Origin of the sequence: Winogradskyella aquimaris (genome assembly GCF_042676105.1) — a bacterium.
Classification (GTDB): domain Bacteria; phylum Bacteroidota; class Bacteroidia; order Flavobacteriales; family Flavobacteriaceae; genus Winogradskyella; species Winogradskyella aquimaris.
Genome location: NZ_JBHTJQ010000004.1, coordinates 62,492 through 86,414, shown reverse-complemented (window position 1 = coordinate 86,414; position 23,923 = coordinate 62,492). Strand labels below are relative to the sequence as shown.

The following is a 23,923-nucleotide window of genomic DNA, read 5'->3' as shown; positions in this document are numbered from 1 at the left end:
TCTAAAACAGCAAATAATAAACAAACAATAAAAAGTACAGGTCTTTATTGTATGCATTAGAATGACCCGCAAACCATGAAGTATAAATAGAAAAAAGCGAGCTATTTAGCTCGCTTTTTAAAATTTTAATTTTCTTTAATTCCGTATTTCTCTGAGTAGCGTTTCCAAAGTTCAGTCTGGTGTGTTTCTAGACTGATATTTCTACCATCAATAAACGCATGTGTTAATTTGTTGGTTCGCATATCCAAAGCATCACCTTCACTTATAAATAGTGTGGCGCTCTTTCCAACTTGCAGACTGCCGTACATATCATCAATTCCCATGATTTTAGCAGGATTTAAAGTTATTAACTGCAATGCTTGTTCTTTGTTTAGACCGTGTGCTACAGTGGTACCTGCATAAAAAGGCAAGTTTCTAGAATTCATGCGTTCCATTTGACCGCTAGTTTCTAAAGATACTAAAACACCTGCATCTACTAATTCCTTGGCTTGTTTAAATGTGTAATCGTAATCGTCATCTTCCAATTCTGGCAAGGAGTGTACACGTTTCAGCATGACAGAAACCTTATTTTGTTTCAGTAAATCAGCAACATCACTCGCTTGATAACCTCCAACAATAGTCATTTTAGTTATACCTTGGGCTTTTGCAAAGTTAACGGCATCTGTTATGCTTTTAGCATCATCTGCATTGATATATAAATGTTTAATACCTGTAAATAAATCTCCCATAGCTTCAAACTGAAGGTGTTTTTTTGTTTTATTTCCGCTATTGTAGGCCTTAGCTTCATTAAAATAATCCGTAAGTTCTTTTACCTGTTTATCATAGTTTTTGTTTGGTTTAAGACCAGGATCTTCACCAAGCCACCAGCGTCCTCTACTAAAACTATTTGGCCAATTAATGTGAATGCCATCGTCTGTTTTAACGGCTGCGTCTTCCCAGTTCCAGGCATCGTATTGCACAATAGAAGATGTTCCTGTAATACGTCCTCCACGAGGGACAACCTGACCTAACAAAACACCATTTGGGCGCATCGATTCAACCACTTTAGACTCAGCATTGTAAGCAATAATACTGCGCACATGAGGATTAAATGTTCCCATTTCCGAAAGGTCATTAGATGCTTTTACGGCATCAACTTCAACTAATCCTAATGTTCCGTTAGATACTATAAAACCAGGATAAACGTGTTTGCCTCGTGCATCGATAATGTCCATGGCTTGTCTGGTGAGTGGAGTGGAAGCTTCGGGTCCAATCGTTGTAATTTTCCCATTGCTCACTACTATAATGCTATTTTCAATGACCTCACCATTACCAATATGAGCGGTCGCTCCGATAATGGCAAAATCCTTGACTTGCTCTGGTGCAGGTGTTTGCTGTGCAAAACTAAAAGTCACACACAGCACTAATAGAATCGTATTTATATGTTTTAATGTTTTCATTTTAATTGGTTTTAAAAGGGTTGATGTGCTTAGTGACCTGAATCCATGGAGTCGCAATGCAGCAATTCTTTTTCTTTCTTCTTAATAGGTTGTGTTTTTAACCCTTTGTTTTTTTCTTGAAGCATAAGATTAATTAATTCGCTTTTTTCCTTTTTAATTGCTTCTCGCATTTGCTTATCGCGCTCTAGGTCGAAGTATGTCACACCTTCAATAATTGTCTTTTCTGCCTTAGTGTAAACGGAAAGTGGGTGGTCTGACCATAAAACCACATCAGCATCTTTTCCTTCTTTAAGACTACCAACTCTATCATCTAAATGCAATAATTTAGCAGGATTCAAAGTCACGAATTTTAAGGCCTCTTCTTCACTGATGCCTCCGTATTTAACGGACTTTGCTGCTTCTTGATTTAAACGACGCGACATTTCGGCATCATCACTATTAATAGCTGTAACCACACCAGCTTTGTGCATGATTGCAGCATTGTAAGGTATGGCGTCATTAACTTCATATTTATAAGCCCACCAATCACTAAAAGTAGAACCACCAACACCATGGTCTTTCATTTTATCAGCAACTTTGTAACCTTCCAGAATATGGGTGAACGTGTTAATGTTAAAGTTGAATTGTTCTGCAACCTTCATCAACATGTTGATTTCGCTTTGTACGTACGAGTGACACGATATGAAGCGTTCTTTATTCAGAATTTCAGCCAGTACCTCCATTTCAGCATCCTTTCTATATGGTTTTCCGCTTTTTTTAGCTTCGTCGTAAGCTTTTGCTCTGGTAAAGTAGTCTATGAAAACTTGTTCTACTCCCATACGCGATTGAGGGAAACGTTCATTTCTGCTGACTCGTGTTTGTTTTACATTTTCTCCCAATGCAAACTTTATAAACTTAGGAGAATTGTCATAGATAAGATTTTCGGCAGCTTCACCCCATTTTAATTTTATTATTGCGGAACGACCACCAATGGGGTTGGCAGAACCATGTAAAATTTGAATGGATGTAACACCACCTGCAAGATTTCGATAAATATTAATGTCTTCATCATCTATAACATCCTCTATGGTTACTTCTGCTGAAGAATTCTGTCCGCCTTCGTTAATAGAAGCTGCAGCAATATGAGAGTGTTCGTCAATAATTCCAGCAGTGATATGTTTCCCAGTAGCATCAATAACCTTTGCGTTTTTATCTGAGAGGTTTTTACCGATTTTTGAAATTTTACCGTTTTTAATTAGAAGGTCCGTATTTTCTAAAATACCATCATCTTCGTTCGTCCAAATCGTGGCGTTTTTAAATAATAACGTTTCGGATTTTGGTTTTTCCGTAAAGCCAAATGCAAGGTTAGGATAGGTAATAGGATACATCGTTGCCTCTTCTGATTTAGAATCTGTCTTCCCTTTTTCTTTTGAGTCTCCTTCCTGGTTTGTTTTGGTTTTGTTGGCGTAAAAGGAGAGTTCATTTCCGTTTGGCATTATAGCTTTACCATTTAGGGTACTATTATTGGCCGTATTGGCGACAATCCTAACATACTCCTTTTTAGTACTATCTGCAGTTTTAAAGGTGAGGTTTATCCAATCGTTGGTATAACTCAGTTTAGAGCCCAAGCTATTATCATTACTCTCTAGTTTAGCAGCAGGTTTACTCGTGCTATTTGAAATGGTTAGTTTATAATCTTCTCCTGCCAATTTAAAGTTGTAATCTCCATCTATATCTTTGGTATTCATATCTTCTATGATATGAGCATTTCCTTGCACCCAATTTTCGAACAACTTGGTTTTTTTGTCAAAAATATCACCTGAGGTAATTAAAAAGTTAGCATAGCTGCCCGCCTTGAGGGTTCCTAAAACATCAGATTTCCCCAACAATTTAGCAGGAACCGTTGTTAAGGCTTCCAGAGCTTTTTCTTTTGAAAGTCCGCTTTCAATGGCTTTCATTAAATTAGATTTAAACGATTTTTTTGACTTTAAACCATGTGTAGTTAAGGCAAATTGAATACCGTTTTCTGCTAGCAATCTTGGATTATGCGGTTCCTGATTCCATGAACGCATGTCTCCTAAAGCGAGGGTAGAAGCCAAATGTGCATTTTCTACATCATAAGCCATTCTAAAATCTAAAGGAAGAATGATGGTTGCATTGGTAGCCTTCACTTCATTTATACGTTCATATTCGTCACCACCACCAACAATGGTGTATTGTACATTAGAGTCGTCACCAACTTTATCAGCTCTTAATAAATTCGCGCGACTTCCGGCTTCAAAAATCTGTAAAAGTCCTGTATTGTTGTTCAAAGCTTCTAATGATAAATCTTTAGTATCTATATTACCATCAGCATACCATTTGGCATCACTATACATTTGTCGTAATAAAGCCATACTTCCCATAATTGAAGAAGGGTAGGACTGACGCGATGTTACGCTTTTACTAAACGAAAAATGCTGTGAGGTCTTACCATCAACTACTCGAAGTGCATTATCAGCCTCATTGTTAAGAGCAATAAGAGCACCAGTACCTCTAACGATTCCATCAGGCATGTGCGTGTTAACTACACCAAAACCAAGCTGATGCATTTCGGATGCTGATTTTCCGTCGTATTTAAAACTTGCCATAACATCCTGTTCTGGCATGACATGGTCGTTCCAATAAAAGCCGCTTCTACTGGCACCATATCTTGGACCATCACCACCGCGTTCAGGTTTTTTTACACCAAAAGAGGTGTAAATGTCTATAAAGGATGGGTAGATGGTTTTTCCCGAAGCATCAATAGTGGTTGTGTTATTAGGAATGTTTACCGATGTGCCCACATTGACTACTTTACCGTCTTTAATTAGTAAGGTTGCATTGTTTAATACCTCGGTTGGAGATACGTAAATTGTTGCATTTGTAAGCGCCGTGTAGTTAGAGTTTTTAGATTTTACACCTGTATTACTAGGAAAGTAATCTTGCGCAAAGAGCGTAAAACTGCACATAAGCATGAGCAGTCGTAAAAATACTTTTGTCATAAAATGGTTAGTTAATTAAGATTTCTAAAGATAGAGATTAAAGGCTATTCTATAAATTATATTAAGATTTTTTAACGTTTACAGTGGCTGATTGTCAAAGTAGTTCACCAATAGAGCCACAACATAGCTATAGCTTTTCATACCAGCAGATTGGTTATTGGCTTTAAGAAAATTATCAAAGGTTTTTTCAAAAACTGGCTCAATCGGATTTTCGTAAGATCTCCAAAATTTCTGAACTTCTTCATAATTTTTTAAAATCCCTTTATTGACTGTTGGAAGGATTTCGTAATACAAGGCTTTGTCACGTTTAAATATCTCAACAAGACAATAGCGCAACCCAAAGGTATAACCAGAATATTTAAAATATAAATCCTCATTATGTATCGCTGCTAAACATCCAATAAAATTGGCTTCGTTTTCTGCAGCATAACCTAATTGATGGGCAACTTCGTGACAGGAGGTTGTAGGAAATTTGTAAGTTGGAATTAAGCCATCGACTTGTGCTTCGTTGGTAAAAGGATTAAGATAACCAGAAAACCCCATGTAAGTTAATGGAACACTATAAATTGATTTTTTGATACTTACAGGGTTATATTTAAGATGCGGGTAATGTTCAGCCAAAGACGTATAACCGTCTTTTACCATATCAAAAACTTCAGATTTTGTAAATGGCATATCCACCTTTGCCGAGTCGTTTGGAGCTAATTGACGATGAATTGTATTTGATTTTTGAATCAAGCGCTCAGTGAAACTCAACAATTGCTCTGTTGAATATTCAGCCTCAAGATCTAGTGATTTATACAGCGGAAGTCTGTAGTAGTTAAGCGCCCACAATAGATGAAACGCAAAATAAGCTAAGGACAACGTTGCAAAAACATCAAGGAACCAATTTAAGGTGTCCTTATAAATTCGTTTTCGGTTGACAATCATCCAACGAATTACATAAATACTTAACAACGTATACAACAGATCACCAACTGAAAGAGGTATCCAGCCAAAGGTATAACGCATTAACTTGGACGTGAATACATATATGCCATGACTGTAAAATTGCTCAACAAATTCAGGGAATTGCTTTAAGATTTGAATAGCAACAATCTGAACAATCAGGAAAAGAGCAATAAAGAGTTTTTTGTTTTTCAGCATGAATCAAAAATAGGAAATAGTTTTAGTTTGGTTACTTTTGTAAATAGTAAAAATAAAGATTATGAGTCAAGATATAAGAAGCCTTGAGCCAAAGGCACTTTGGAACAAATTTGCGGATTTAAATGCCGTGCCACGTCCTTCAAAAAAGGAAGAACGTGTTATAAAATTCATGACCAATTTTGGTGAAGGATTAGGACTGGAAACTATAGAAGACGAGGTAGGTAATGTCATCATTAGAAAACCCGCAACTAAAGGCATGGAAGACCGAAAACCTATTGTAATGCAATCGCATTTAGATATGGTACACCAAAAAAATAATGATACGGTGTTCGATTTTGATACACAAGGTATAGATATGTTTGTAGATGGAGATTGGGTTAAAGCAAAAGGCACAACACTTGGTGCAGATAACGGTCTTGGTGTGGCGACGATTATGGCTATTTTAGAAAGTGATACTATTGCACATCCAGACCTAGAGGCCTTGTTTACTATAGATGAGGAAACAGGCATGACAGGAGCTATGGGCTTAAAGGGAGGCTTGCTTAAAGGTGAAATCCTATTGAATTTAGATACCGAAGAGGACGATGAAATTGGTGTGGGCTGTGCTGGTGGTATAGATGTAACCGCTACAGGATCATACAATCAAGAACCTATAACAAACGAGGATTATAAAGCTTATACTATTGAAGTGAAGGGCTTACAAGGAGGGCATTCTGGTATGCAGATTCATGAAGGTTTAGGTAATGCCAATAAAATTATGAATCGTTTGCTCTATGCTGTTGTTGAAGATATTAAGGTTGCTGAGATAGATGGTGGTAGTTTAAGAAATGCTATACCAAGAGAGAGTGTAGCCACAGTGGTTTTAAAATCTCATAAAGAGGCGATGATATTGGAGGTTTTAGGAGCTTTATCCAAAACCATTAAGAAGGAATATAAAACCATGGAGCCTGACTTAAAAATGGTTTTTAAGGAAACTGATTTACCCAAAAGCGCAATGCCATACGAAGCACAAACACAACTACTCAAAGCGCTGTATGCAGCACACAATGGAGTGTACAGAATGAGCGCGGATATTAAGGATTTGGTGGAAACCTCTAACAATATCGCTCGAGTGATTGTTAAAGATGGTCATATCAAAGTAGGATGCTTAACACGTAGTTCTGTAGAATCCTCTAAAATGGACTTAGCCAATGCGTTAAAAGCTACGTTTGAATTAGCTGGTTGTGAGGTGGAATTCTCAGGTAGTTATCCTGGTTGGGCACCAAACATGGATTCTACAATATTGAAAGTCATGGTACCAATTTATGAACAACTAAACAATGGTAAAAAACCGCATGTAGCAGCTTGCCATGCTGGTTTGGAATGTGGTATCCTTGGACAGAATTATCCAGATATGGACATGATTAGTTTTGGACCTAACATCAAAGGAGCACACTCACCAGATGAACGCGCTCAGATTTCTTCAGCCCAGAAATATTGGGAGTTTGTTTTAGAAATTTTGAAAAACATTCCGAAGAAAGATTAAACAAAGACATGCTCAAACTTCTGCTTGTTAATAGACAGTAGTTTAGCATTATGTTATTATAAGGAATAAAAAAAGGCAGCTAAACAGCTGCCTTTTTTATTTTTTATAAGTTGGTTGCCTACTCAGCAATACCTGCGATTTCTATATCAAAAACCAAGTTTGTTTTTGGTGGGATTAAAGGTGCTCTACCAGAATCACCATAGCCTAAATAATAAGGAATAAATACTCTGGCTTTATCTCCAACTTTCATATTTAACATGGCTTCTCTAAAACCTGCAACTAAACCAGCACTTTCATTATATGGCATTGTGAAAGGAGCATATTGTCCAGCTTTATCTTGTCTTTCATCATATTTACCGTTCTTTTCGGCAACTTCTTTCCAAGTGGTCCAAAATAATGTACCGTCTTCAAAATATCCTGCACAGTCAATTTTAACCTTTTGGGCAGGTGTTGGTTTTACACCATTGCTTTCATGTGTAAAAATCATGGCCATTCCTGTAGGCGAATCAATGCGACGACCATCCATAGACTCATTTTTCTTTAACCACTCCTCTTTGGCGAGTTTTGCTTTTTCCTCTGCTAGTTTTTTGGCTTCCTGCTTAATTCGATTAAATTCTGCCTCTACTTTTGGCATGCCTTCTTCAAACACTTTTGGTGCATCAAAAAACTTGGCATCTTTTCCTACTCTTATAATATTTAAATCTGTAATGATGACATCTTCAATTGGTTTGTGGTTTCTTCTTGCAGGATCTATGACCTTAACATTAGAGATTGAATCTTGTACATCTAATCCTTTTACCAGTTTTCCAAAAACCGAATGACAGCTAACTCTTGGTTGATCACAAGGTTTTAAATTTCCTTCGGCATCAAAGAAATCTAAGCGTTCTATGGGAACCTCAGTAATAAAAAACTGACTTCCATTGGTATTAATGTTACCGCCGTTGGCCATAGATAATATACCTGGTGCATCATGTGAATATTTTTTGCTGAAGTCTGCGGCAAATTTGTACCCAGGATCTCCAGCGCCTGTTGCAGTTGGATCTCCACCTTGAATCATAAACTTGTCAATTACTCTATGGAAGGTTATACTGTCGTAGTATGGCTTTCCTTTGTATTCTTCTGATACCATTGGGTGTGTGCCCTCCGCCAGAGCTACAAAGTTGGCGACAGTCACAGGCACGTCCTTGTAATACAATTCGGCGAGCATCGTCCCTTTGTTGGTAATAATTTCTGCATAAATCCCATCTTCTAAGTCAGGATATTTTTCTTGGCATGAGCTATTTGCCAAAACAACCAATAAAACTAAGGCTGTAAGTACTTTTTTAATCATTTTCTTGGGTTATCGTGTTTAAGGTTACTTCACAAATTAAAGGAATATTGGTTCCTATTCTATTTTCATCACCATAATAGCCGTATGCTTTTTGTGATGGGAAAATAAATGTTATGTTATCGCCTGGTGTCATCAGTTTTAAACCTTCGCGCAAACCGGTGAATAATTCTTGCTTATCCATTACATAGGTCTTTTGTGCCATGGCATAAATTTCATTTCCACTAAGATCAGACACGTTGTATTCAAAATTTACAATATCACCAAAATCGGGCTGAATCGTATCATTTTCGGCTTTGGTATTGTAGAAGTACCAAAACCCACTTTCTGAGGCAATATAATCCTTGTCAGGATTATTTTTTATTATGGTTTGAATAAGTTCTTGTTCTTTTTCGTTCAGTTTTTTGTTACGTGCTGCTGACTCCTTAAGGAACGAGCCAGACTGAACTGTTTCGGGCATTCTTGCTTCTGGCGATTTACAACTGACCAGAAGAAAAGCCACAATTACTATGTAGAGTAGGTGTTTCATTATTGGGACAATTCATTTTTATATTGTGGTAATATACTAATAAATTTTTCAACGGTAATTTGTAGGTTCTCTTCACTACGTCCACCAGCAGCATTGGTGTGGCCTCCACCATTAAAATGAGCTCTCGAAAATGCATTGACAGAAAAAGTCCCTTTACTACGTAACGACACTTTTACAATCCCTTCTTGTTCATTTTCTATAAAAATAGCTGCAAAAATGATGTCTTTTAAGGATAAGCCATAATTAACAAAGCCTTCAGTATCTCCTTTTTTAAAGTTGAATTCATCCAACTCAGCTTGTGATAAAGTAATGTAGGCGGTACACAATTCTGGTATGACCTTAAGATTTTGAAGCGCTCTGCCTAAAAGTTGCAAACGACTGTAACTATTAGTATCGTATACCTGGTTGTGAATTTCTGAATTTTTTGCACCTCTTTCCATTAAGTCACCAACCACGTGGTGCGTTCTGCTTGTGGTAGATGGAAAACGAAACGAACCAGTATCAGTCATAATACCTGTATATAGACAAGTAGCAATTTCGCTATTGATGTTATCTAAATCGCCTAATAGTTCTATAAAATTATAAACCATCTCGCAGGTTGAGGACATGCTAACGTCAGAGTAGGTGTACTTGGCATAAGTGTCTGGTTGTTGGTGGTGGTCTATCATAATTTTAGTAGCAGATGACTGCTCTAAGGATGTTGCCATATCACCAGTACGATGCAGAGCATTAAAGTCTAAGGTAAAAATAAGTTGGGCTTTGTGGATTAACGCTTCACAGGCTTCCTGTTGTGATTCGAAGATTAAAACCTCATCATTTCCAGGTAACCACTTTAAAAAATCCGGGTAATCGTTAGGTGCAACAACGGTCGCTCGATGGCTGTAAGCCTTTAAATAATGGTATAATGCCAAAGTAGAACCTACAGCATCGCCATCAGGATTTTTATGTGGTACAATCACAATGTCTTGCGGTGTTCCTAAAAGTGTTTTTATTTCTGAAATCTGCGCTTTAATCATAGGAAGCGAATTTACAATTTTTAGGGTTTTTGTAAATGTTTTTAATATGAAATTAAGAATCGTACTCAATCCTATCTGCTTAAGATTTACAGGTCGTGTCACTTCGGATGATTCTGCGATGATAGGTTGGCTACACAAATTTTATTTGACATCACAACTATAATTCACTCGAACTTACCAAAGACTTTGTTAATTTATCATTAAACATTAGCCATTAATTAAGGCCGTGGCTTGATAAATTAAAGAAATGCATTACTTTTGCACCCAATTAAAAAATTACAAATGGCAACGAATAGAACGTTTACAATGTTAAAGCCAGATGCTGTTGAAAAAGGACACATTGGCGCAATATTAGAAAAAATTACCGCTTCAGGATTTAAAATCGTAGCAATGAAATTAACGCAAATGACCAAGGCAGATGCTGAGGAGTTTTATGGTATCCACAAGGAACGTCCATTTTTTGGTGAATTGGTGGAGTACATGACTCGTGGCCCAATCGTTGCAGCGATTTTAGAAAAAGACAATGCTGTTGAGGATTTTAGAACCTTAATTGGTGCTACAAATCCTGCAGATGCTGCAGAAGGCACAATCCGTAAGTTATATGCATCTTCTATTGGTGAAAATGCTGTACACGGTAGTGATAGTGATGAAAACGCTGCTATTGAAGGTGCGTTCCACTTTGCTGGTAGAGAGATGTTTTAGAAAACATATCATATAAAATTGAAAAGACCATCTGTTAGGATGGTCTTTTTTTTATTTCTAGGATTGGGTGATTGAGCTATTATTGAAGTTGTCAATCATTTTTTTCTTTACCAAATATGTATGGTTTCAGTGAATTCCGAATCGCCAGTTACCATTAGTATCAGTTTAGAAGGCACAAAACTTTTTCCTTTGTATTCAGGGATGGCTTCAAAACCTAATTGTTTACCCTCTTCAAGCAAGTCTCCAACCATATTGTCGAATTGATTTTTAAATTCTTTAACAAACTCTGGTACATACAGCGTATTTTCAGGGCTGTCTTCACCCCCAAACTCCGGCGGCATCATATAAATTTTAGTCAAGCTCCCTTTTTTATATAAGTCAATGGCCTTTTCAATACTATTTATGTCACTGAAATCAGGTCCATTTTCTACGTCTTGGGAAAATGATAGGAGCGTAAATAGCAATACAAAAAAAGTTAAGAGTGTTTTTTTCATGAGCAATTTCGTTTTTATAAGTCTTGTTCACCAACTTATAATGGTTTCGTTTAAGTTTAGTATGCATTCAACTAACTAATGTAGTAAATAAATCGAAAATAAAATATGTCGAAAAAAGTTTTTGTACCCTACTTATACATTAATTAGTTTTATAAGGTTACCAATTGTCCATCCATGGGAATGATTAATTGAGCTTCATCAATTCCTTGTTCATTAGCTAGTTGTCTTAATGAATTTCTTGTGACTCTACAGTGGTCTAAACTTTCTAAATGAACTGCAACAATTTTTGCGTTATCTGAATGTTTTGCAAGTAAAATTGTTTCTTCCTCATTCATTAGAATCGGATGATTTTCGAAACCAGGCATTATGGCTCCACCTGAATTTGTGATAATGATATCTGGTTTAAAAGTGTTTAATGCGGTCTTTACTTCCTCACACCAAATGCTGTCGCCAACGATATATACGGTAGGTTCATTATTGGCTTGTAACACAAATCCAGAAACGTTTCCCATTTGCGCTAATACTTCTCCACTTCCATGTTTTCCAGACGTTCTCGTTAGGCTTATCGTTTCAAAAGTTGTTCTCGTTTCCACCACTTCCGTATTAACAAATTTTGCTTTTTGCATATATTCTTTGTCAGAGGGCTGGCAAAATAATTTTATGTCTTTTGGCAGTTTTTCCCTTGCTAAAGCATCAAAATGGTCAGGATGCGTATGGGTAACGATTACAAAATCTAAATCACGTAAGATATTGTCTATTGAAACTGTGAGGTTAACAATAGGATTTCTTTCGATTCCTGCGAATGATTCTATTGCGCCTTTTTTTGAAAACATGGGATCAATCAAAATGGTTTTTCCTGCGTACGTAATTTTGATAGTTGCGTTGCGAATGAGTTGTATGTCCATTAATGTATTATAATTTGGATTTGGTTATGTTAAATCCAAGAGGATTTTACATCACAAATCGAAGATAGCGAATTTGCGAGGAATTCCCACGAGGACATTTTACAACCGCCTGCTTAATGCGTAATTGTGATGCACTTTATCGCTTTTAGCTTTTTAGATAGCTACAATTTATTTTTGCGACTTCGCGAACAGTGCTACGAACGTCAGTATGGAAGCTATTAAGTCGCAAAAGATACTTGTATACATCAAATAGGAAACGTAAAGGATACGCTTATGGTCCAAGAATGCAATAGCACCATCTAAATACATGACTGCAAATAAAAGAATAAGAATCCCGACGACAATGTATCCTGTTTTTCTTTTTTCGGTGGCACTTCTAATTTTTTTGATTTTTAGTGTGTACCAAATAATTAATAGGAGCCGAACTAAAATGGCTAAAGAAATTCCAATAACAGCACCAGAATTGTATTCGTTTGGTAAAGTTTTAGTGTAAACTCCTGGAATAATTATGATCATTAATAGGATAGAGAGTAATAACATGATAACTGCTGTCATTAAAATCCTTTCTTTTCTCTGTGTTATTTTCATATCGTTAGTTTATTAAGATATGGACATTTGGCAAAAATGCTGTAGAACGGATTTATATAATTGTTAGTTACCGTTTTTAAACCCATTCCACATTTAGTTTTTCCAATTCTGAATTTAATTCAGTGAGTGCACTAGATTCAATTAGCTGGGTGTTAATGGTCAATTCTTCGTTGTCTGTTTTGATGATATAATCTCCAGCAAATTTCTTAATCTGTTTTATTTCGGTCATTTTTAGTTTTTTTCCGAAAGGACCATTTACATTTATAATTCCGTTTTCAACAGTCAGATATTTAAAACTCTTTTGATAGACGTAAAGCCCTAAGTACATCAGGGAAATAAAAATCCAACCGTAATCCGTCCAATTGGGTTCTTCCTTCCCAAATACGCCTAAAGAAAACCAAACCAGCCAAATTAGACCTAAAATCAAATTTACATTTAAGTGTCTTCTTTTATACGCTACTTTCATTTTTCAAATATTTTAATAAAGTGTGCATACTGTTCGTTGGTTAAAACTTTGAAGTTTTTGGCCGTACTGAAGTATGGTAGTTATTGGACAATTGGTGTTTTAATATAAACAATTATGTATTTGGTCTTTCTGGGATATAAACAACATCGACTTCTAAATTATTTCCATATTTTACTATGATAGAGCATAATACAGAAACTCTTTCACCATTGTGGGTAGCTGGTTTCATTTTAGGCATTTTTCTGAGCACTCTTAAGATTTCTGCCTGAACGATTACTTCTGAATCTCTCACCTTCATGCCAGTTAAATTTCCGTTTTCGTTGATTATAAAAAATGCTTCTACCATTTTTGGTTCTGAAAGATTTAAATCTTTAGATACACTTAAGTTAAATTCTCGCACAATAAATGTCGATACTTTATTATTAAAACATTCTCTTGTTTCTTGTTTTGAGAGATCTTCACAACCATCAAATACTGGCGTAATTTCTACATCTTTTAATATCATACCATCGTCAGTAGTATACATGGCCAAACCGTCCTCATGCGAAACAATGCTGCATAAACTTAATAAAGCCTGTTCTTCTGCTTCTGTCATATTTCCTTGTGCCATCACTTGTTCTTGAACAGCATTTATTTTCATTATTAAATCACTTTCTGTATTCGGGAACACCTTGGGTTCTTTCTTACAAGACAGGGCGGCTAAAGCACTTAAAATAACTGATATGGTTATTGTATATTGGTTTACGAAAAATGTCTTCTCTTTGAATCGGTTGGTCATTGGTTTTTATTTTTTGTCTGTTGCTGATGGTTTTTTACAAATTGTTTGAATTTGTTTTATTGATTTTAATCCCAAAGTATCCATTGATTATATAAAGGCACATTACTAGCAACATTGCTTTTTGAGCTGTTGATGAATCAATAATATTTACAAACCCTCCAAAAAATGAAATTAGGGCTAACGTTGATAATATTATTGCTAATACCCTTAACCAATTACTTAAGATACGAGCTTTCCAATGCAGGATTAAATATCCAACTAAGCTAACCATCATTCCGTAATTGACCAATTGATGTGCTCCCTTGCCAATTAATGTTCCAAATTCAAAAGGAGCATTTGGTGTAATTCCAATACTTAGCGGCATAGCCATAGCAAAAAATAATTGACCAACACCAATGATTACAAAGCCAGGATTTTTAAAATATTTTGAAAACAAAAAAGATGAAATGGACAATAAAGTTGTCATAAGTAATTCCGATTTCCACTGATAATCATAGATGCTCCAATTTTGAGTGATGTAATCATATCTCTCTGGGCCAATTGGAGGTGCATCCTTCAAAACAACCATATAAAAAAAACCGATAACTAGCAGATAAAAAGAAGCAATGCTCCATAAAAGTTTAGCCGTCTTCATAAAACTTAGTATTTAAAATTAGTGCCAAAGATTTTGTGTAAGATTAGTCAGATAGGTCACACTTTACTAATCTTCTTTACTTACCGAAATCAAATACTTCAACATAAGTTCATCAGCTTTCTTAAATTTTTCCATAAAATTTGCACCTTCAATCTCATCAATATTTTGAAGCGTTAAATTGTTGCCAAATGCATTTTTTAAAGCATCCATGTTTTTTTGTGTTGGATCATTCTCTGCGTAGTATTGCTTTATTCTGTTTTGTAGTTCTTTGTCTGCGTAAAGATTATCAAAGTATTTTTTGGCCATTTCATTAGGGATGAACGAATTATTTGGTTGTAAGTAATTAAGTAAACTTAAATTCATCTTGACAATATTCATCTCTTCCGAGTAAGGCCAATAAAGCGGTATGTCAATTTTCTTTGATTCATCTGTGTAAAATATCGGTTCATAATCGTAAGAGGGCATAACAATATCTGGTGCACGATCACCTAAATCCATTGCTGCATAAGAACAATAGTACATAAACTCTTTTATTTCATCGTTGTGAATGGGCACAGTCTTATACATACTATTATCGCTAACAACTATGGCATCAACTCTATTAGGGTGATTTTCGGCAAGATAAAACATGACCTGTGGTGCAGTAGTTCGGCCAATAAAAGTGGCACGATCAATCTTCATTTCATCCATAAAGGCCATAATATCTTTAGCAATATTTTCTACATTATAAATGTCATCACCTTCTTTATCAGAATTTCCATAACCTCTATAAATGGGTGAATAAACTCGGTAATGCTCCGATGCCTTAGAGAGAATGTCTCTCCATGCTACATAATTTTGGAAATAGCTGAGATTGTACTTTAATGCAGAAGCATTATGGACTCCTTGAATATGTATAAGTACATTTCCTTTGCCCCCAAAATCCATGTATTCCATATGCATTCTTGAAGTCTGTATCATTTTGGCTTCAAAGCCTTCAGAATCTGAGTTGGTTCCTGAGTCTTGTCCATAGGATATAAATAGAAATAGGCATAATATGGTAGTTAATAATGATTTCATATCAAGACTGTTTTAAATTGAACACAATGCAAATATGTATTTTTGAATGCTATGATTTTTCACTACATCCTAAAGATAGCGAATAAGATTCAATTTCCGATTAGAACACAAGCACGAAGTGTACAGTCGTTTGAGTAAATTAACCACAATGAATTGCAGCCATAGTTGGCATTCGTTTTTCATTCTTCCGGATGGGCCTTAATCTTTAATCCATAAAATGCATTGATCAGGTATAGTATATTCACCAAGGGTGCAACAATCATTGCCTGTTGCCATGTCATAAAGCCGGCAAAAACAATTGAGAAAATGATTGCCATGAACCCCGAGATTGCATATGCCAGGACTCGTAACCATGCTTTAAGGTATTTATCTTTTAAATATAATAGGAATAGACCTCCAAATAAAACCAGATTGCCAAAAACAAAAACTACAGTTGCTATTTCATTGGCCATTTCTGCAATTTCAAGAGGCGTATTTCTATAGCCACCCAACATTACAGGGTAAGTCATTAAGGTAATCAACTGCCCAACAGAAACTATTACCCAACTAAGCTTGCGGGTATTCAGTGCGAAATAAAATGCACTTACAGTTATTAAGGCCATTAGAAGAAATTCAGCCTTCCACATCCCACCATAGGCAGCCCAGTTATCATTCAAATATTGATAGCGCTCTGCGACGTTTTCAGGTGCCTTACTTTGTAAATAAACATAATAACCAATAACAAAATTGATGAGCAAGGTACCTGCAGACCAAAATAACTTAGCTAGTTTCATATCTCTTTGTTTAATTAAATTAATTAGTTGGTAATATCCTTAAACAAGTATAGGTTATTTTTTTAAAGGATTGGTAGTGTCAGAAGCCAGAATCTTAGTGCTAAAAGCTAATTCAAACTTTCCGAAAATCTAAAGACGGTAATGTATTGAAGTAGTTCTTGTAGGCCGAAGAGAAGTTTGACGGGTGCGAATAATCCAATTCATAGCTTAACTCAACAGGGGTTTTGTTTCCCATTCTAAGCTCATTTCTGGCATATTCCATTTTAATCTTAAAGTGATACTGATGGGGGGCTCGACCAAAAAATTGTTTAAATGAAACTTTAAATTTTGAAGGGCTCATTTTTGCGATCATTGCCAACTCTTTAATGGAGGGAATATTTCTTGAAAGGTGGTTCTTTAAAAGTTCTGAAGCGACTAAGAGATTATTAATATCCTCATTGTGTAATGCAATAACATTTGATTTGGACGAATTGTATTTAATTTTGTTAAAAAGATGCTCAATAACCTCCAAAATTAGCACATGGCATTTAAGCTTATTGTTCATAGCTTTTATGGCCGCTCGAATTTTATTTTCGATTCCGTATTCCATATCCTCATAAACTAAAAGTTGACCATCTTTAATAAATGGCGATTCGTAGTAATTATCCAGAAAGTGTTTCGGAATCCTAATGGATGCGAGTTCTGACCGATGTCCCATCGGAAAATTAGTTTTTATCTCTATCCCAGGACAGTACAATAATATTCCCGCTGGAACAAACCTATGATTTACCATTGGTTGATTCGTTGTTTTTTTCAATTGCATGTCTGCCCCAATATTCATATGAATGAGGTACCACTCACTATTTTTAGAGTTTGTGCTGGTCATATATACAGGGGTGTTATGTTCAATAGGCTCAAAATGATAAAACTCGGTATGGTCAGGAAACTTTATCAGTTTGATTTTATCATAAGAATACCCTGAATCCTTTTCGAAATTGTCCGAATTAACAACGCGTCGAAATTGTTCCTTTAAGTCTCGTCCAATATCTAAGGTAATCTTCAAGTTTGGATATTTTATTATTGCATTTCGAATGCCATTAATTGGATATACTTATGACGAATTATTTTTTGATTGATTTTAGATTGTAACTATGGTATTAGTAGACATACAGCGCTTTAAATTACTGATTTTTAAATGAATTTTAAAAAAAAATACAATTCGTCATTAAAAAGTGACAATTCAGTAAGTGCTATTTTAAAACTTCAATATAACCTAAGATATTTGCACTGTAATCATAACATAGCAATCAAACATTATGCACAACCTAGTAAAAATTGCCACCGCTATCATATTAAGTATCATGTCTTCTAATGTGTATGCACAGGAAACTTTTAATTTAACTGTTAAGATTGAAGATGCTGATAGTAACGATGGTCAAATATTTGTTTCAGTATACAATACAGCAGCAAATTTTTTAGATACCTCTTATAAAGGGGCAATCTCTAAGATTACCAATAACGGCTGTGTTGTCACGTTTGAAGGTTTGCCAAAAGGAACTTACGCCGTTTCTACTTTTCATGATGAAAATGATAACGGTAAGTTAGATACCAATTTTATAGGTATACCTAAAGAGGACTATGGATGTTCTAACGGGGCTAAAGGCATCATTATGGGACCACCAAAGTGGAAAGATGCCAAATTTGAATTACAAACAGATCAAACAATAACAATCACACTTTAATTATGAAGAATTTAATATTTATCGCATTCTTGGTCATTACAGGACTTGCACCAGCACAAACTAATTTTGAAAATGGTATGTCTAAAGCTTTTGAACTTTGGGAAGCTGGGAAATGGGATGAAGCTGAAAATATGTTTGAGCGCATTGCCAAAGCTGAGGAAGATGAGTGGTTGCCTAACTACTACATTGCTCAGATGAATAGTCTAAAAAGCTGGAACGAAAAGGACGAAACCGTTTTAAAAGCACAACTGGACAAAGCACAAAGACATTTGGATATTGCCATGAGTAAAAGCGAGGATAATGCCGAGATAATGATAATGCAGGCTCAGGTGTATACCAATTGGGTGGCTTACGATGGTGCTACCTACGGTATGAAATATGCTGGAAAAGTAACAGAACTTTATGCTAAGGCATTGGAATTGGCACCAACAAATCCAAGAGCTGCATTTTGTAAGGCAGATTGGGGAATGGGAAGTGCTAGATATTTTGGAAAGGACACCACTCCATTTTGCAAAGATATTGAAGCATCAATAGAACTTTTTGATACCTTTAAACCAAAGAGTGATTTTCATCCTAATTGGGGAAAAAAGCGTGCCGAGCAAGTTTTAGCTGCATGTAAGGAGTAAATTATTTAATCAGTTAGTAATAATACATGAAACGATTCATTAAAACGGTAGTATCTGGTATCCTTGTTGGTATTGTGATTATGATAGTAGATCAGTCTATACGCTATTTCACAGGGTTGGATATTGAGTTAGATGAAAGGTTTTACCGCACGTTTGCTTACTATATTATATATTCCGTACCACTGAGTTTGGTAAACTCTTACTTTTTTGAATACATCAATGATGTGGTGGTTTGGCATCGCTATAAAAAGTTCAGGTTGGCTTTTGGTTTTTTTGGGTCCGTAATCATCACATTAATAACCATATTCTTCATAAGAGCCTTTATTGAAATTGTACTTGAAGGGGAATCTTGGGCAGAGTTTGTCAACACGGAGAGAACAGCGTTTTATTTAAGTGCATTGCTCATTACCCTGGTGATCTCTTTATTTTTTCATGCTGTTTATTATTATAGGGAATTACAAAAAACCAAGGTCAAGGAGCAAAAAGTAATCGCTGGTGCGGCAAGTGCAAGGTTTGATGCTTTAAAAAATCAGTTAGACCCTCATTTCTTGTTTAATAGCCTTAACGTATTAACAAGCTTAATTGAAGAAAATCCACAGAATGCCCAAAAGTTTACAACAGCTCTATCTAAAGTGTATCGTTATGTTTTAGAACAAAAAAACAAGGAACTAGTAACCATTGATGAAGAATTGGATTTTGCCAGAACATATATGTCCTTATTAAAAATGCGATTTGAGGATAGCATCATTTTTGAAATACCAGATAAAGCTTCCAATCCTGAAAGCAAGGTGGTGCCCTTGTCGTTGCAGTTACTTCTGGAAAATGCCGTTAAGCATAATATGGTCACCTCGAGTAAGCCATTACACATTAAAATATATGAAGATGGCAACCACTTAGTGGTGTTAAACAATCTTCAACCAAAACAAATTGTAAAGAAGAGCAGTGGTGTGGGTCTAGAAAATATAAAGCAACGCTACCAGCTTCTTACAGAACGAAAAGTTTACATCAATCAAAGAGAGAAGGATTTTGCTGTGGCAATTCCAATGCTCACAAAACAAGTATCAATCATGAGAACCGCACAAAAATCAAAAGAGCGTCTTAACGACGATTATGTAAGGGCTCGTAAGCGCGTCGATGAGCTCAAAGGCTTTTACTACAGCCTTATATCCTATTTTTTAGTGATACCATTTTTAATCTTTATATGGTACAGATATTCGCAACATACCATTCAATGGTTTTGGTTTCCAGTGTTTGGATGGGGTATAAGCTTAATATTTCAAGCTTACCGTGTTTATGTAGATAACGGAGCTTTAGGTGCTAAGTGGGAAGAGCGTAAAATACAGGAATATATGCGTGAAGAAGATGAAAAAAACCGTTGGAACTAAAATTATGAAGTTATGAACGATCAAAATTTAAATTACATAAGAGCCAAACGCAGAGTAGAAAAGGAAAAAGGGTTTTACACCCACCTTATAATATATTTAATGGTGAATACCATACTTACTTTTATTAAGGTATGGGGTGATTTTAATAGCTGGGATAGCTTTGTCAATGAGTTTTTATCTATTGATGTGCTAAGTTCCTGGACCATTTGGGGAGTCTTTTTAATATTACATTTTATATCCTTTAAGTATGGAACCCAATGGGAAGAACGGAAGATTCAAGAATACATGAATGAAGAGTTATTTGATGATTCAAAGTAAAAAATAACGTTATGGAAAAATATAGTTTAGAGCCTTACAAAGATAAGGATGAGGTTTCAGATTTTAGAAAAGAAGAGGCCTATTTAAAAGCCAAAAAAAAGGTAGATGCCTTAATTGGATTTTATTGGCATTTAGCGGTATATATCGTAGTCAATATATTTCTGATCCTATTAATTGGATTAAACTCAGGTCAAGGTTTTACAGGTTTCGGGACTTATGCTACAGCTCTTTTTTGGGGTATTGGTTTAGCGTTTCACTTTTTAGGTGTGTTTGGACCGGATTTCCTTTTTGGAAAAAACTGGGAGAAGCGAAAAATCCAAGAATTTATGGATAAGGACGATCGTAATTGGGAGTGATACTATAGATAGTGAACGATAAAAATAAATTCATGGAATCTGACAATTCAAAGGAGCAACAATTGCTAGAAGCTAAGAAGCATATAAGACGTGTAAAATTATTTTACATTCATTTAGCTGGCTATCTTGTTGTTGTAGCGTTACTGCTTTACAACCTATATATAGTTGAAGGTACTTACACGCATACAATTATAAGTCTAAACCTTTCTGTATTGCTACTCTGGACAGTAGCAATGTTTATAAATTACTGGAGAGTTTTTAAAGAGCGAAAGATGTTTAATAAAAGCTGGGAGAACAAAAAGATTAAGTCTTACTTAGATAAAAAGGATATTGAAGAAACAAAAATGTGGGAATAAAATAACCATAAAAAATTGAAATTTTAAGATGAACGTAATTATTATAGAAGACGAAAAACCTTCGGCAAGACGATTACAACGCATGCTAACAATCTTAGGCATGGACGCAGACACTATGTTACATTCGGTAGAAGAATCGTTGGAGTGGTTTCAGAATAATGAACATCCTGATTTAATTTTTTTAGATATTCAATTAAGTGATGGTTTATCTTTTGAGATTTTTGAAGCGATTGATATTAATTCTGCGGTTATATTCACAACAGCATATGACGAGTATGCACTACAGGCCTTTAAGCTTAATAGTATCGATTATCTTTTAAAACCAATTGATGAAGATGATCTTAGAAAGGCGGTTGAAAAATATAAAGAACGAGCTCCGCAACACAAGCCAGTAACCTTAGATTTTAATGATATTAAAAAGTTATTGGTGAATCCTATTGAGCGCGAGTATAAAAAGCGCTTTTCTGTTAAGGTGGGCCAACACCTAAAACTCATAAATATTGAAGACATTGAATGTATTTACAGTGAAAATAAAGGCACTTATGCGCATACCAATGAGGGTAGAAATTACCTATTAGACATGACTTTGGATCAGCTTGAAGATGAGTTAGAGCCCGATGTGTTCTTCAGGGTAAGCAGAAAGTTTTACGTTAATATCAATGCTATTAAAGACATTATAAGCTATACAAATTCCAGATTACAGATTAAGCTGCATCGTTATAACGAGCAAGAGGTTATTGTGGCTAGAGAGCGCGTGAAGGATTTTAAAAACTGGTTAGAGTAGATTTAATCGTCCTCTATCCTGTTTTCATCAAAAGCCGAGGGTAACAACTTAGGGATGAACTTCACAAACAACGGAAGTAAAATCATACCACCTGGTAACATAAAGATAGCCAAACTTGGAATGGATTTAAATATGTCCAATAACTGCGATTGAATTTTCTTTTGTTCCTCGTCGGTTAAATTGCGCTGAGTAGATTGGGCTAATAACGCCATAGCTTCTTTGCTTTCAGACAATTCCCTAATCAGCCGCTTGCTATTGCGTTTTATGAGTTTGGAGACGACTTTACTACTGTTATCATAAAAACTTTGCGCCAAGTTCTTAGACCGCAAAAAAGCAACATCATCTTTGTGCGTTTCGTAAAACACGTTAATGTCCTCTACGGATTTTGACATAACCTCGGAATCTAATTGCAAATCGGTTTTAAGTTGGTCCAAAAATTCCAGTTCCTCTGCATCAATTATCTTATCAGACCATAAGGCCATACAAACCAAATCAACCAGATAAAGTTTCTCTAAAGGTTCCGATATAAAGTTAATGGCGTCAGTATAGGAAGGTAATTCGGAATTTTTATGACGTACCGAGTCTTCGAAAAGCCTTATGAGGTTAGTGTCGTACTCCGATTTTTGGGTTTTAGAATCTATAGCCGAAAAGACTATGGTCTCTAAGGCAGACTCAATATTAATAACGTAGTTTCTAATTTTGTTTTCATGTTTTAAAAACCGTTGATACCCTAAAATATCCACAAACAGTAAGGCGTTTATTAAAAAATAATTAAACGTCTTGGTAATAAGATTATCATCAATGTAGATGCGCTTATGGATGAGTTTTTCTAATAAACTTTCAGAGGATTTATCACCAAATAAGTCTTCAAAGAAGGAGCGTTTGTTATTGCTTATGGATTTGTAATACCTTATGAGATGTTCTGTGAAATTCTCATTGGTATTTTGCTTTTTATATATAAAATAAAAGGTAAGGAGTAGATTGATTTTGCAGCGTTCTTCATCTGTAAAATCGTTATTTTTATAATTATCTGGCAATACGTCAACATTACTTCCGTAAACGAATCCTGTTTCCTTTAGCTTTTGATAAAACGTAGTCGTGTCAGTCTGAATATCATCCCATTCAGATACTTCAGAGAGTAGTTTTTTTATCCAGCCATTTGCAGATGGGTTCATGGTAATCCTATTATGATATAAATATACTTTTTATCTATAAAAAACAGTCACTTTCCAAGCTTTTTGAAAAAATATAAAACCGCCTCTTGCATTTTTCCGTAGGTAGGATAGAGACACAATAATTAACAAAATCTCAAAATTATGAAGAAAACAAAAATTTTTTTAGCAACAGCAATCGCAGGGATTGTAACATTGGTTGCTATCGCAGCAGATCATATTGATGCTCCTGCAGTTCAAGGTGGTACTAGTGATATCACGGATTTCTATGCCTTTCAAGGTGAAAATACATCGAATATTGCCTTTGTAGCAAACGTTCAGGGACTTTTAGGTCCAGGTAACGATACTCAGAATGCAACTTTTGATGAAAATGTATTAATTGAGTTTAATATCGATAATACAGGTGATAGCGTTGAGGATCTTGTCATACAGGCCATACCAAGAGATGGTAAAATGTATGTATTTGGACCAATATCACCAACTCAAACAGGTTTAAACAGTACCATTGCCAGTAATGCAGCCAATCAGCTTTCAGTAGATATTACGGCTTACGGAGAATCCGCTATTGTAGAGAGCTCTGCTGGGATGATGGCTTTTGCCGGACCTAGAGATGATCCATTTTTTATGGATTTTGCCCAATATGGACAAATTATAGCCGGTAATGCTACAAGTTTTAATAACCCAGGAGCAGATACGTTTGCGGGTACAAATGTACTGTCTGTTGTCGTTGAGGTACCAAAATCTATGATTGGTGGCACAGGAACAATAAACACTTGGGTAGAAGCTAAAAGAAGACAATAATCTAATTTTTAAAACAATAAA

Annotated in this window: 26 protein-coding genes; 10 read left to right on the top strand and 16 right to left on the bottom strand. The window is 35.5% G+C overall.

The window, feature by feature from the left end; translation table 11 throughout:
• Positions 1-125: 125 nt before the first annotated feature.
• From ACFQ1K_RS04885 to ACFQ1K_RS04875, 3 genes are all read right to left on the bottom strand, one after another.
• Entirely contained in the window at positions 126-1,439 is a 1,314-nt protein-coding gene (locus ACFQ1K_RS04885; protein WP_320556448.1) for an amidohydrolase family protein, read from the bottom strand.
• A 29-nt stretch (positions 1,440-1,468) separates the two neighbouring features.
• Positions 1,469-4,441, bottom strand: a complete 2,973-nt coding sequence (locus tag ACFQ1K_RS04880; RefSeq protein ID WP_320556449.1) for an amidohydrolase family protein — start codon at positions 4,439-4,441, stop codon at positions 1,469-1,471.
• 78 nt (positions 4,442-4,519) lie between these two features.
• Entirely contained in the window at positions 4,520-5,587 is a 1,068-nt protein-coding gene (locus ACFQ1K_RS04875; RefSeq protein WP_320556450.1) for a DUF3810 domain-containing protein, read from the bottom strand.
• A 61-nt stretch (positions 5,588-5,648) separates the two neighbouring features.
• Here ACFQ1K_RS04875 and ACFQ1K_RS04870 point away from each other — a divergent pair, with 61 nt between their 5' ends.
• Complete coding sequence (locus tag ACFQ1K_RS04870; protein WP_320556451.1) at positions 5,649-7,112, top strand: aminoacyl-histidine dipeptidase; 1,464 nt, start codon at positions 5,649-5,651, stop codon at positions 7,110-7,112.
• 118 nt (positions 7,113-7,230) lie between these two features.
• Here the strand turns inward: ACFQ1K_RS04870 and ACFQ1K_RS04865 are convergent, their stop codons facing one another.
• The 3 genes from ACFQ1K_RS04865 to ACFQ1K_RS04855 are packed head-to-tail and all read right to left on the bottom strand — an operon-like array spanning position 7,231 to position 9,984.
• The gene (locus tag ACFQ1K_RS04865; RefSeq protein WP_320556452.1) at positions 7,231-8,442 is read right to left on the bottom strand and encodes a peptidylprolyl isomerase; all 1,212 of its coding nucleotides are present in this window, start codon (positions 8,440-8,442) and stop codon (positions 7,231-7,233) included.
• On the bottom strand, positions 8,435-8,968 hold the full coding sequence (gldI, locus tag ACFQ1K_RS04860; protein ID WP_320556453.1) for a gliding motility-associated peptidyl-prolyl isomerase GldI: 534 nt from the start codon (positions 8,966-8,968) through the stop codon (positions 8,435-8,437). Before gldI ends, ACFQ1K_RS04865 begins: the two co-directional genes overlap by 8 nt.
• On the bottom strand, positions 8,968-9,984 hold the full coding sequence (locus ACFQ1K_RS04855; RefSeq protein ID WP_320556538.1) for a DHH family phosphoesterase: 1,017 nt from the start codon (positions 9,982-9,984) through the stop codon (positions 8,968-8,970). Before ACFQ1K_RS04855 ends, gldI begins: the two co-directional genes overlap by 1 nt.
• Positions 9,985-10,266: 282 nt before the next feature.
• On the opposite strand from ACFQ1K_RS04855, the gene ACFQ1K_RS04850 reads away from it, so the two are divergent.
• A complete protein-coding gene (locus ACFQ1K_RS04850; RefSeq protein WP_320556454.1) occupies positions 10,267-10,686 on the top strand; it encodes a nucleoside-diphosphate kinase in 420 nt (139 codons plus the stop codon).
• 107 nt (positions 10,687-10,793) lie between these two features.
• Here the strand turns inward: ACFQ1K_RS04850 and ACFQ1K_RS04845 are convergent, their stop codons facing one another.
• The 9 genes from ACFQ1K_RS04845 to ACFQ1K_RS04805 form a co-directional block, all read right to left on the bottom strand.
• Complete coding sequence (locus ACFQ1K_RS04845) at positions 10,794-11,180, bottom strand: hypothetical protein (RefSeq protein WP_320556455.1); 387 nt, start codon at positions 11,178-11,180, stop codon at positions 10,794-10,796.
• A gap of 149 nt (positions 11,181-11,329) precedes the next feature.
• Entirely contained in the window at positions 11,330-12,085 is a 756-nt protein-coding gene (locus ACFQ1K_RS04840) for an MBL fold metallo-hydrolase (RefSeq protein WP_320556456.1), read from the bottom strand.
• Between the two features lie 168 nt (positions 12,086-12,253).
• Entirely contained in the window at positions 12,254-12,673 is a 420-nt protein-coding gene (locus ACFQ1K_RS04835) for a hypothetical protein (RefSeq protein WP_320556457.1), read from the bottom strand.
• Positions 12,674-12,749: 76 nt separating this feature from the next.
• Entirely contained in the window at positions 12,750-13,139 is a 390-nt protein-coding gene (locus tag ACFQ1K_RS04830) for a hypothetical protein (RefSeq protein ID WP_320556458.1), read from the bottom strand.
• Positions 13,140-13,251: 112 nt separating this feature from the next.
• Positions 13,252-13,917: an energy transducer TonB gene (locus ACFQ1K_RS04825; protein WP_320556459.1), complete on the bottom strand. Its 666-nt coding sequence runs from the start codon at positions 13,915-13,917 to the stop codon at positions 13,252-13,254.
• Between the two features lie 34 nt (positions 13,918-13,951).
• Positions 13,952-14,551, bottom strand: a complete 600-nt coding sequence (locus ACFQ1K_RS04820; RefSeq protein WP_320556460.1) for a hypothetical protein — start codon at positions 14,549-14,551, stop codon at positions 13,952-13,954.
• Between the two features lie 66 nt (positions 14,552-14,617).
• Positions 14,618-15,610 (bottom strand): alpha/beta fold hydrolase, encoded by a 993-nt coding sequence (locus ACFQ1K_RS04815; RefSeq protein WP_320556461.1) that lies wholly within the window; start codon positions 15,608-15,610, stop codon positions 14,618-14,620.
• Positions 15,611-15,789: 179 nt separating this feature from the next.
• Positions 15,790-16,383 carry a hypothetical protein gene (locus tag ACFQ1K_RS04810; RefSeq protein ID WP_320556462.1) on the bottom strand — a complete coding sequence of 198 codons (594 nt, stop codon included), beginning with the start codon at positions 16,381-16,383 and terminating at the stop codon, positions 15,790-15,792.
• Between the two features lie 112 nt (positions 16,384-16,495).
• The gene (locus tag ACFQ1K_RS04805) at positions 16,496-17,425 is read right to left on the bottom strand and encodes a helix-turn-helix transcriptional regulator (RefSeq protein ID WP_320556463.1); all 930 of its coding nucleotides are present in this window, start codon (positions 17,423-17,425) and stop codon (positions 16,496-16,498) included.
• Positions 17,426-17,678: 253 nt separating this feature from the next.
• Here ACFQ1K_RS04805 and ACFQ1K_RS04800 point away from each other — a divergent pair, with 253 nt between their 5' ends.
• Genes ACFQ1K_RS04800 through ACFQ1K_RS04770 form a run of 7 tightly spaced genes read left to right on the top strand, consistent with a single transcriptional unit; the run spans position 17,679 to position 21,929 of the window.
• A complete protein-coding gene (locus ACFQ1K_RS04800) occupies positions 17,679-18,104 on the top strand; it encodes a DUF2141 domain-containing protein (RefSeq protein WP_320556464.1) in 426 nt (141 codons plus the stop codon).
• Positions 18,105-18,106: 2 nt separating this feature from the next.
• A complete protein-coding gene (locus ACFQ1K_RS04795; protein ID WP_320556465.1) occupies positions 18,107-18,730 on the top strand; it encodes a tetratricopeptide repeat protein in 624 nt (207 codons plus the stop codon).
• Positions 18,731-18,756: 26 nt separating this feature from the next.
• A complete protein-coding gene (locus ACFQ1K_RS04790) occupies positions 18,757-20,115 on the top strand; it encodes a histidine kinase (protein ID WP_320556466.1) in 1,359 nt (452 codons plus the stop codon).
• Between the two features lie 12 nt (positions 20,116-20,127).
• Positions 20,128-20,433: a 2TM domain-containing protein gene (locus tag ACFQ1K_RS04785; protein WP_320556467.1), complete on the top strand. Its 306-nt coding sequence runs from the start codon at positions 20,128-20,130 to the stop codon at positions 20,431-20,433.
• 11 nt (positions 20,434-20,444) lie between these two features.
• Complete coding sequence (locus ACFQ1K_RS04780; RefSeq protein WP_320556468.1) at positions 20,445-20,789, top strand: 2TM domain-containing protein; 345 nt, start codon at positions 20,445-20,447, stop codon at positions 20,787-20,789.
• Positions 20,790-20,821: 32 nt separating this feature from the next.
• Positions 20,822-21,145, top strand: coding sequence for a 2TM domain-containing protein (locus ACFQ1K_RS04775; protein WP_320556469.1), 324 nt, complete (start codon positions 20,822-20,824; stop codon positions 21,143-21,145).
• Positions 21,146-21,173: 28 nt separating this feature from the next.
• Positions 21,174-21,929, top strand: a complete 756-nt coding sequence (locus tag ACFQ1K_RS04770; RefSeq protein WP_320556470.1) for a LytR/AlgR family response regulator transcription factor — start codon at positions 21,174-21,176, stop codon at positions 21,927-21,929.
• 2 nt (positions 21,930-21,931) lie between these two features.
• Here the strand turns inward: ACFQ1K_RS04770 and ACFQ1K_RS04765 are convergent, their stop codons facing one another.
• A complete protein-coding gene (locus tag ACFQ1K_RS04765; protein ID WP_320556471.1) occupies positions 21,932-23,104 on the bottom strand; it encodes an LETM1-related biofilm-associated protein in 1,173 nt (390 codons plus the stop codon).
• A 141-nt stretch (positions 23,105-23,245) separates the two neighbouring features.
• Between ACFQ1K_RS04765 and ACFQ1K_RS04760 the strand changes: the two genes are divergently transcribed.
• The gene (locus ACFQ1K_RS04760; RefSeq protein WP_320556472.1) at positions 23,246-23,902 is read left to right on the top strand and encodes a DUF4331 family protein; all 657 of its coding nucleotides are present in this window, start codon (positions 23,246-23,248) and stop codon (positions 23,900-23,902) included.
• Positions 23,903-23,923 lie beyond the last annotated feature (21 nt).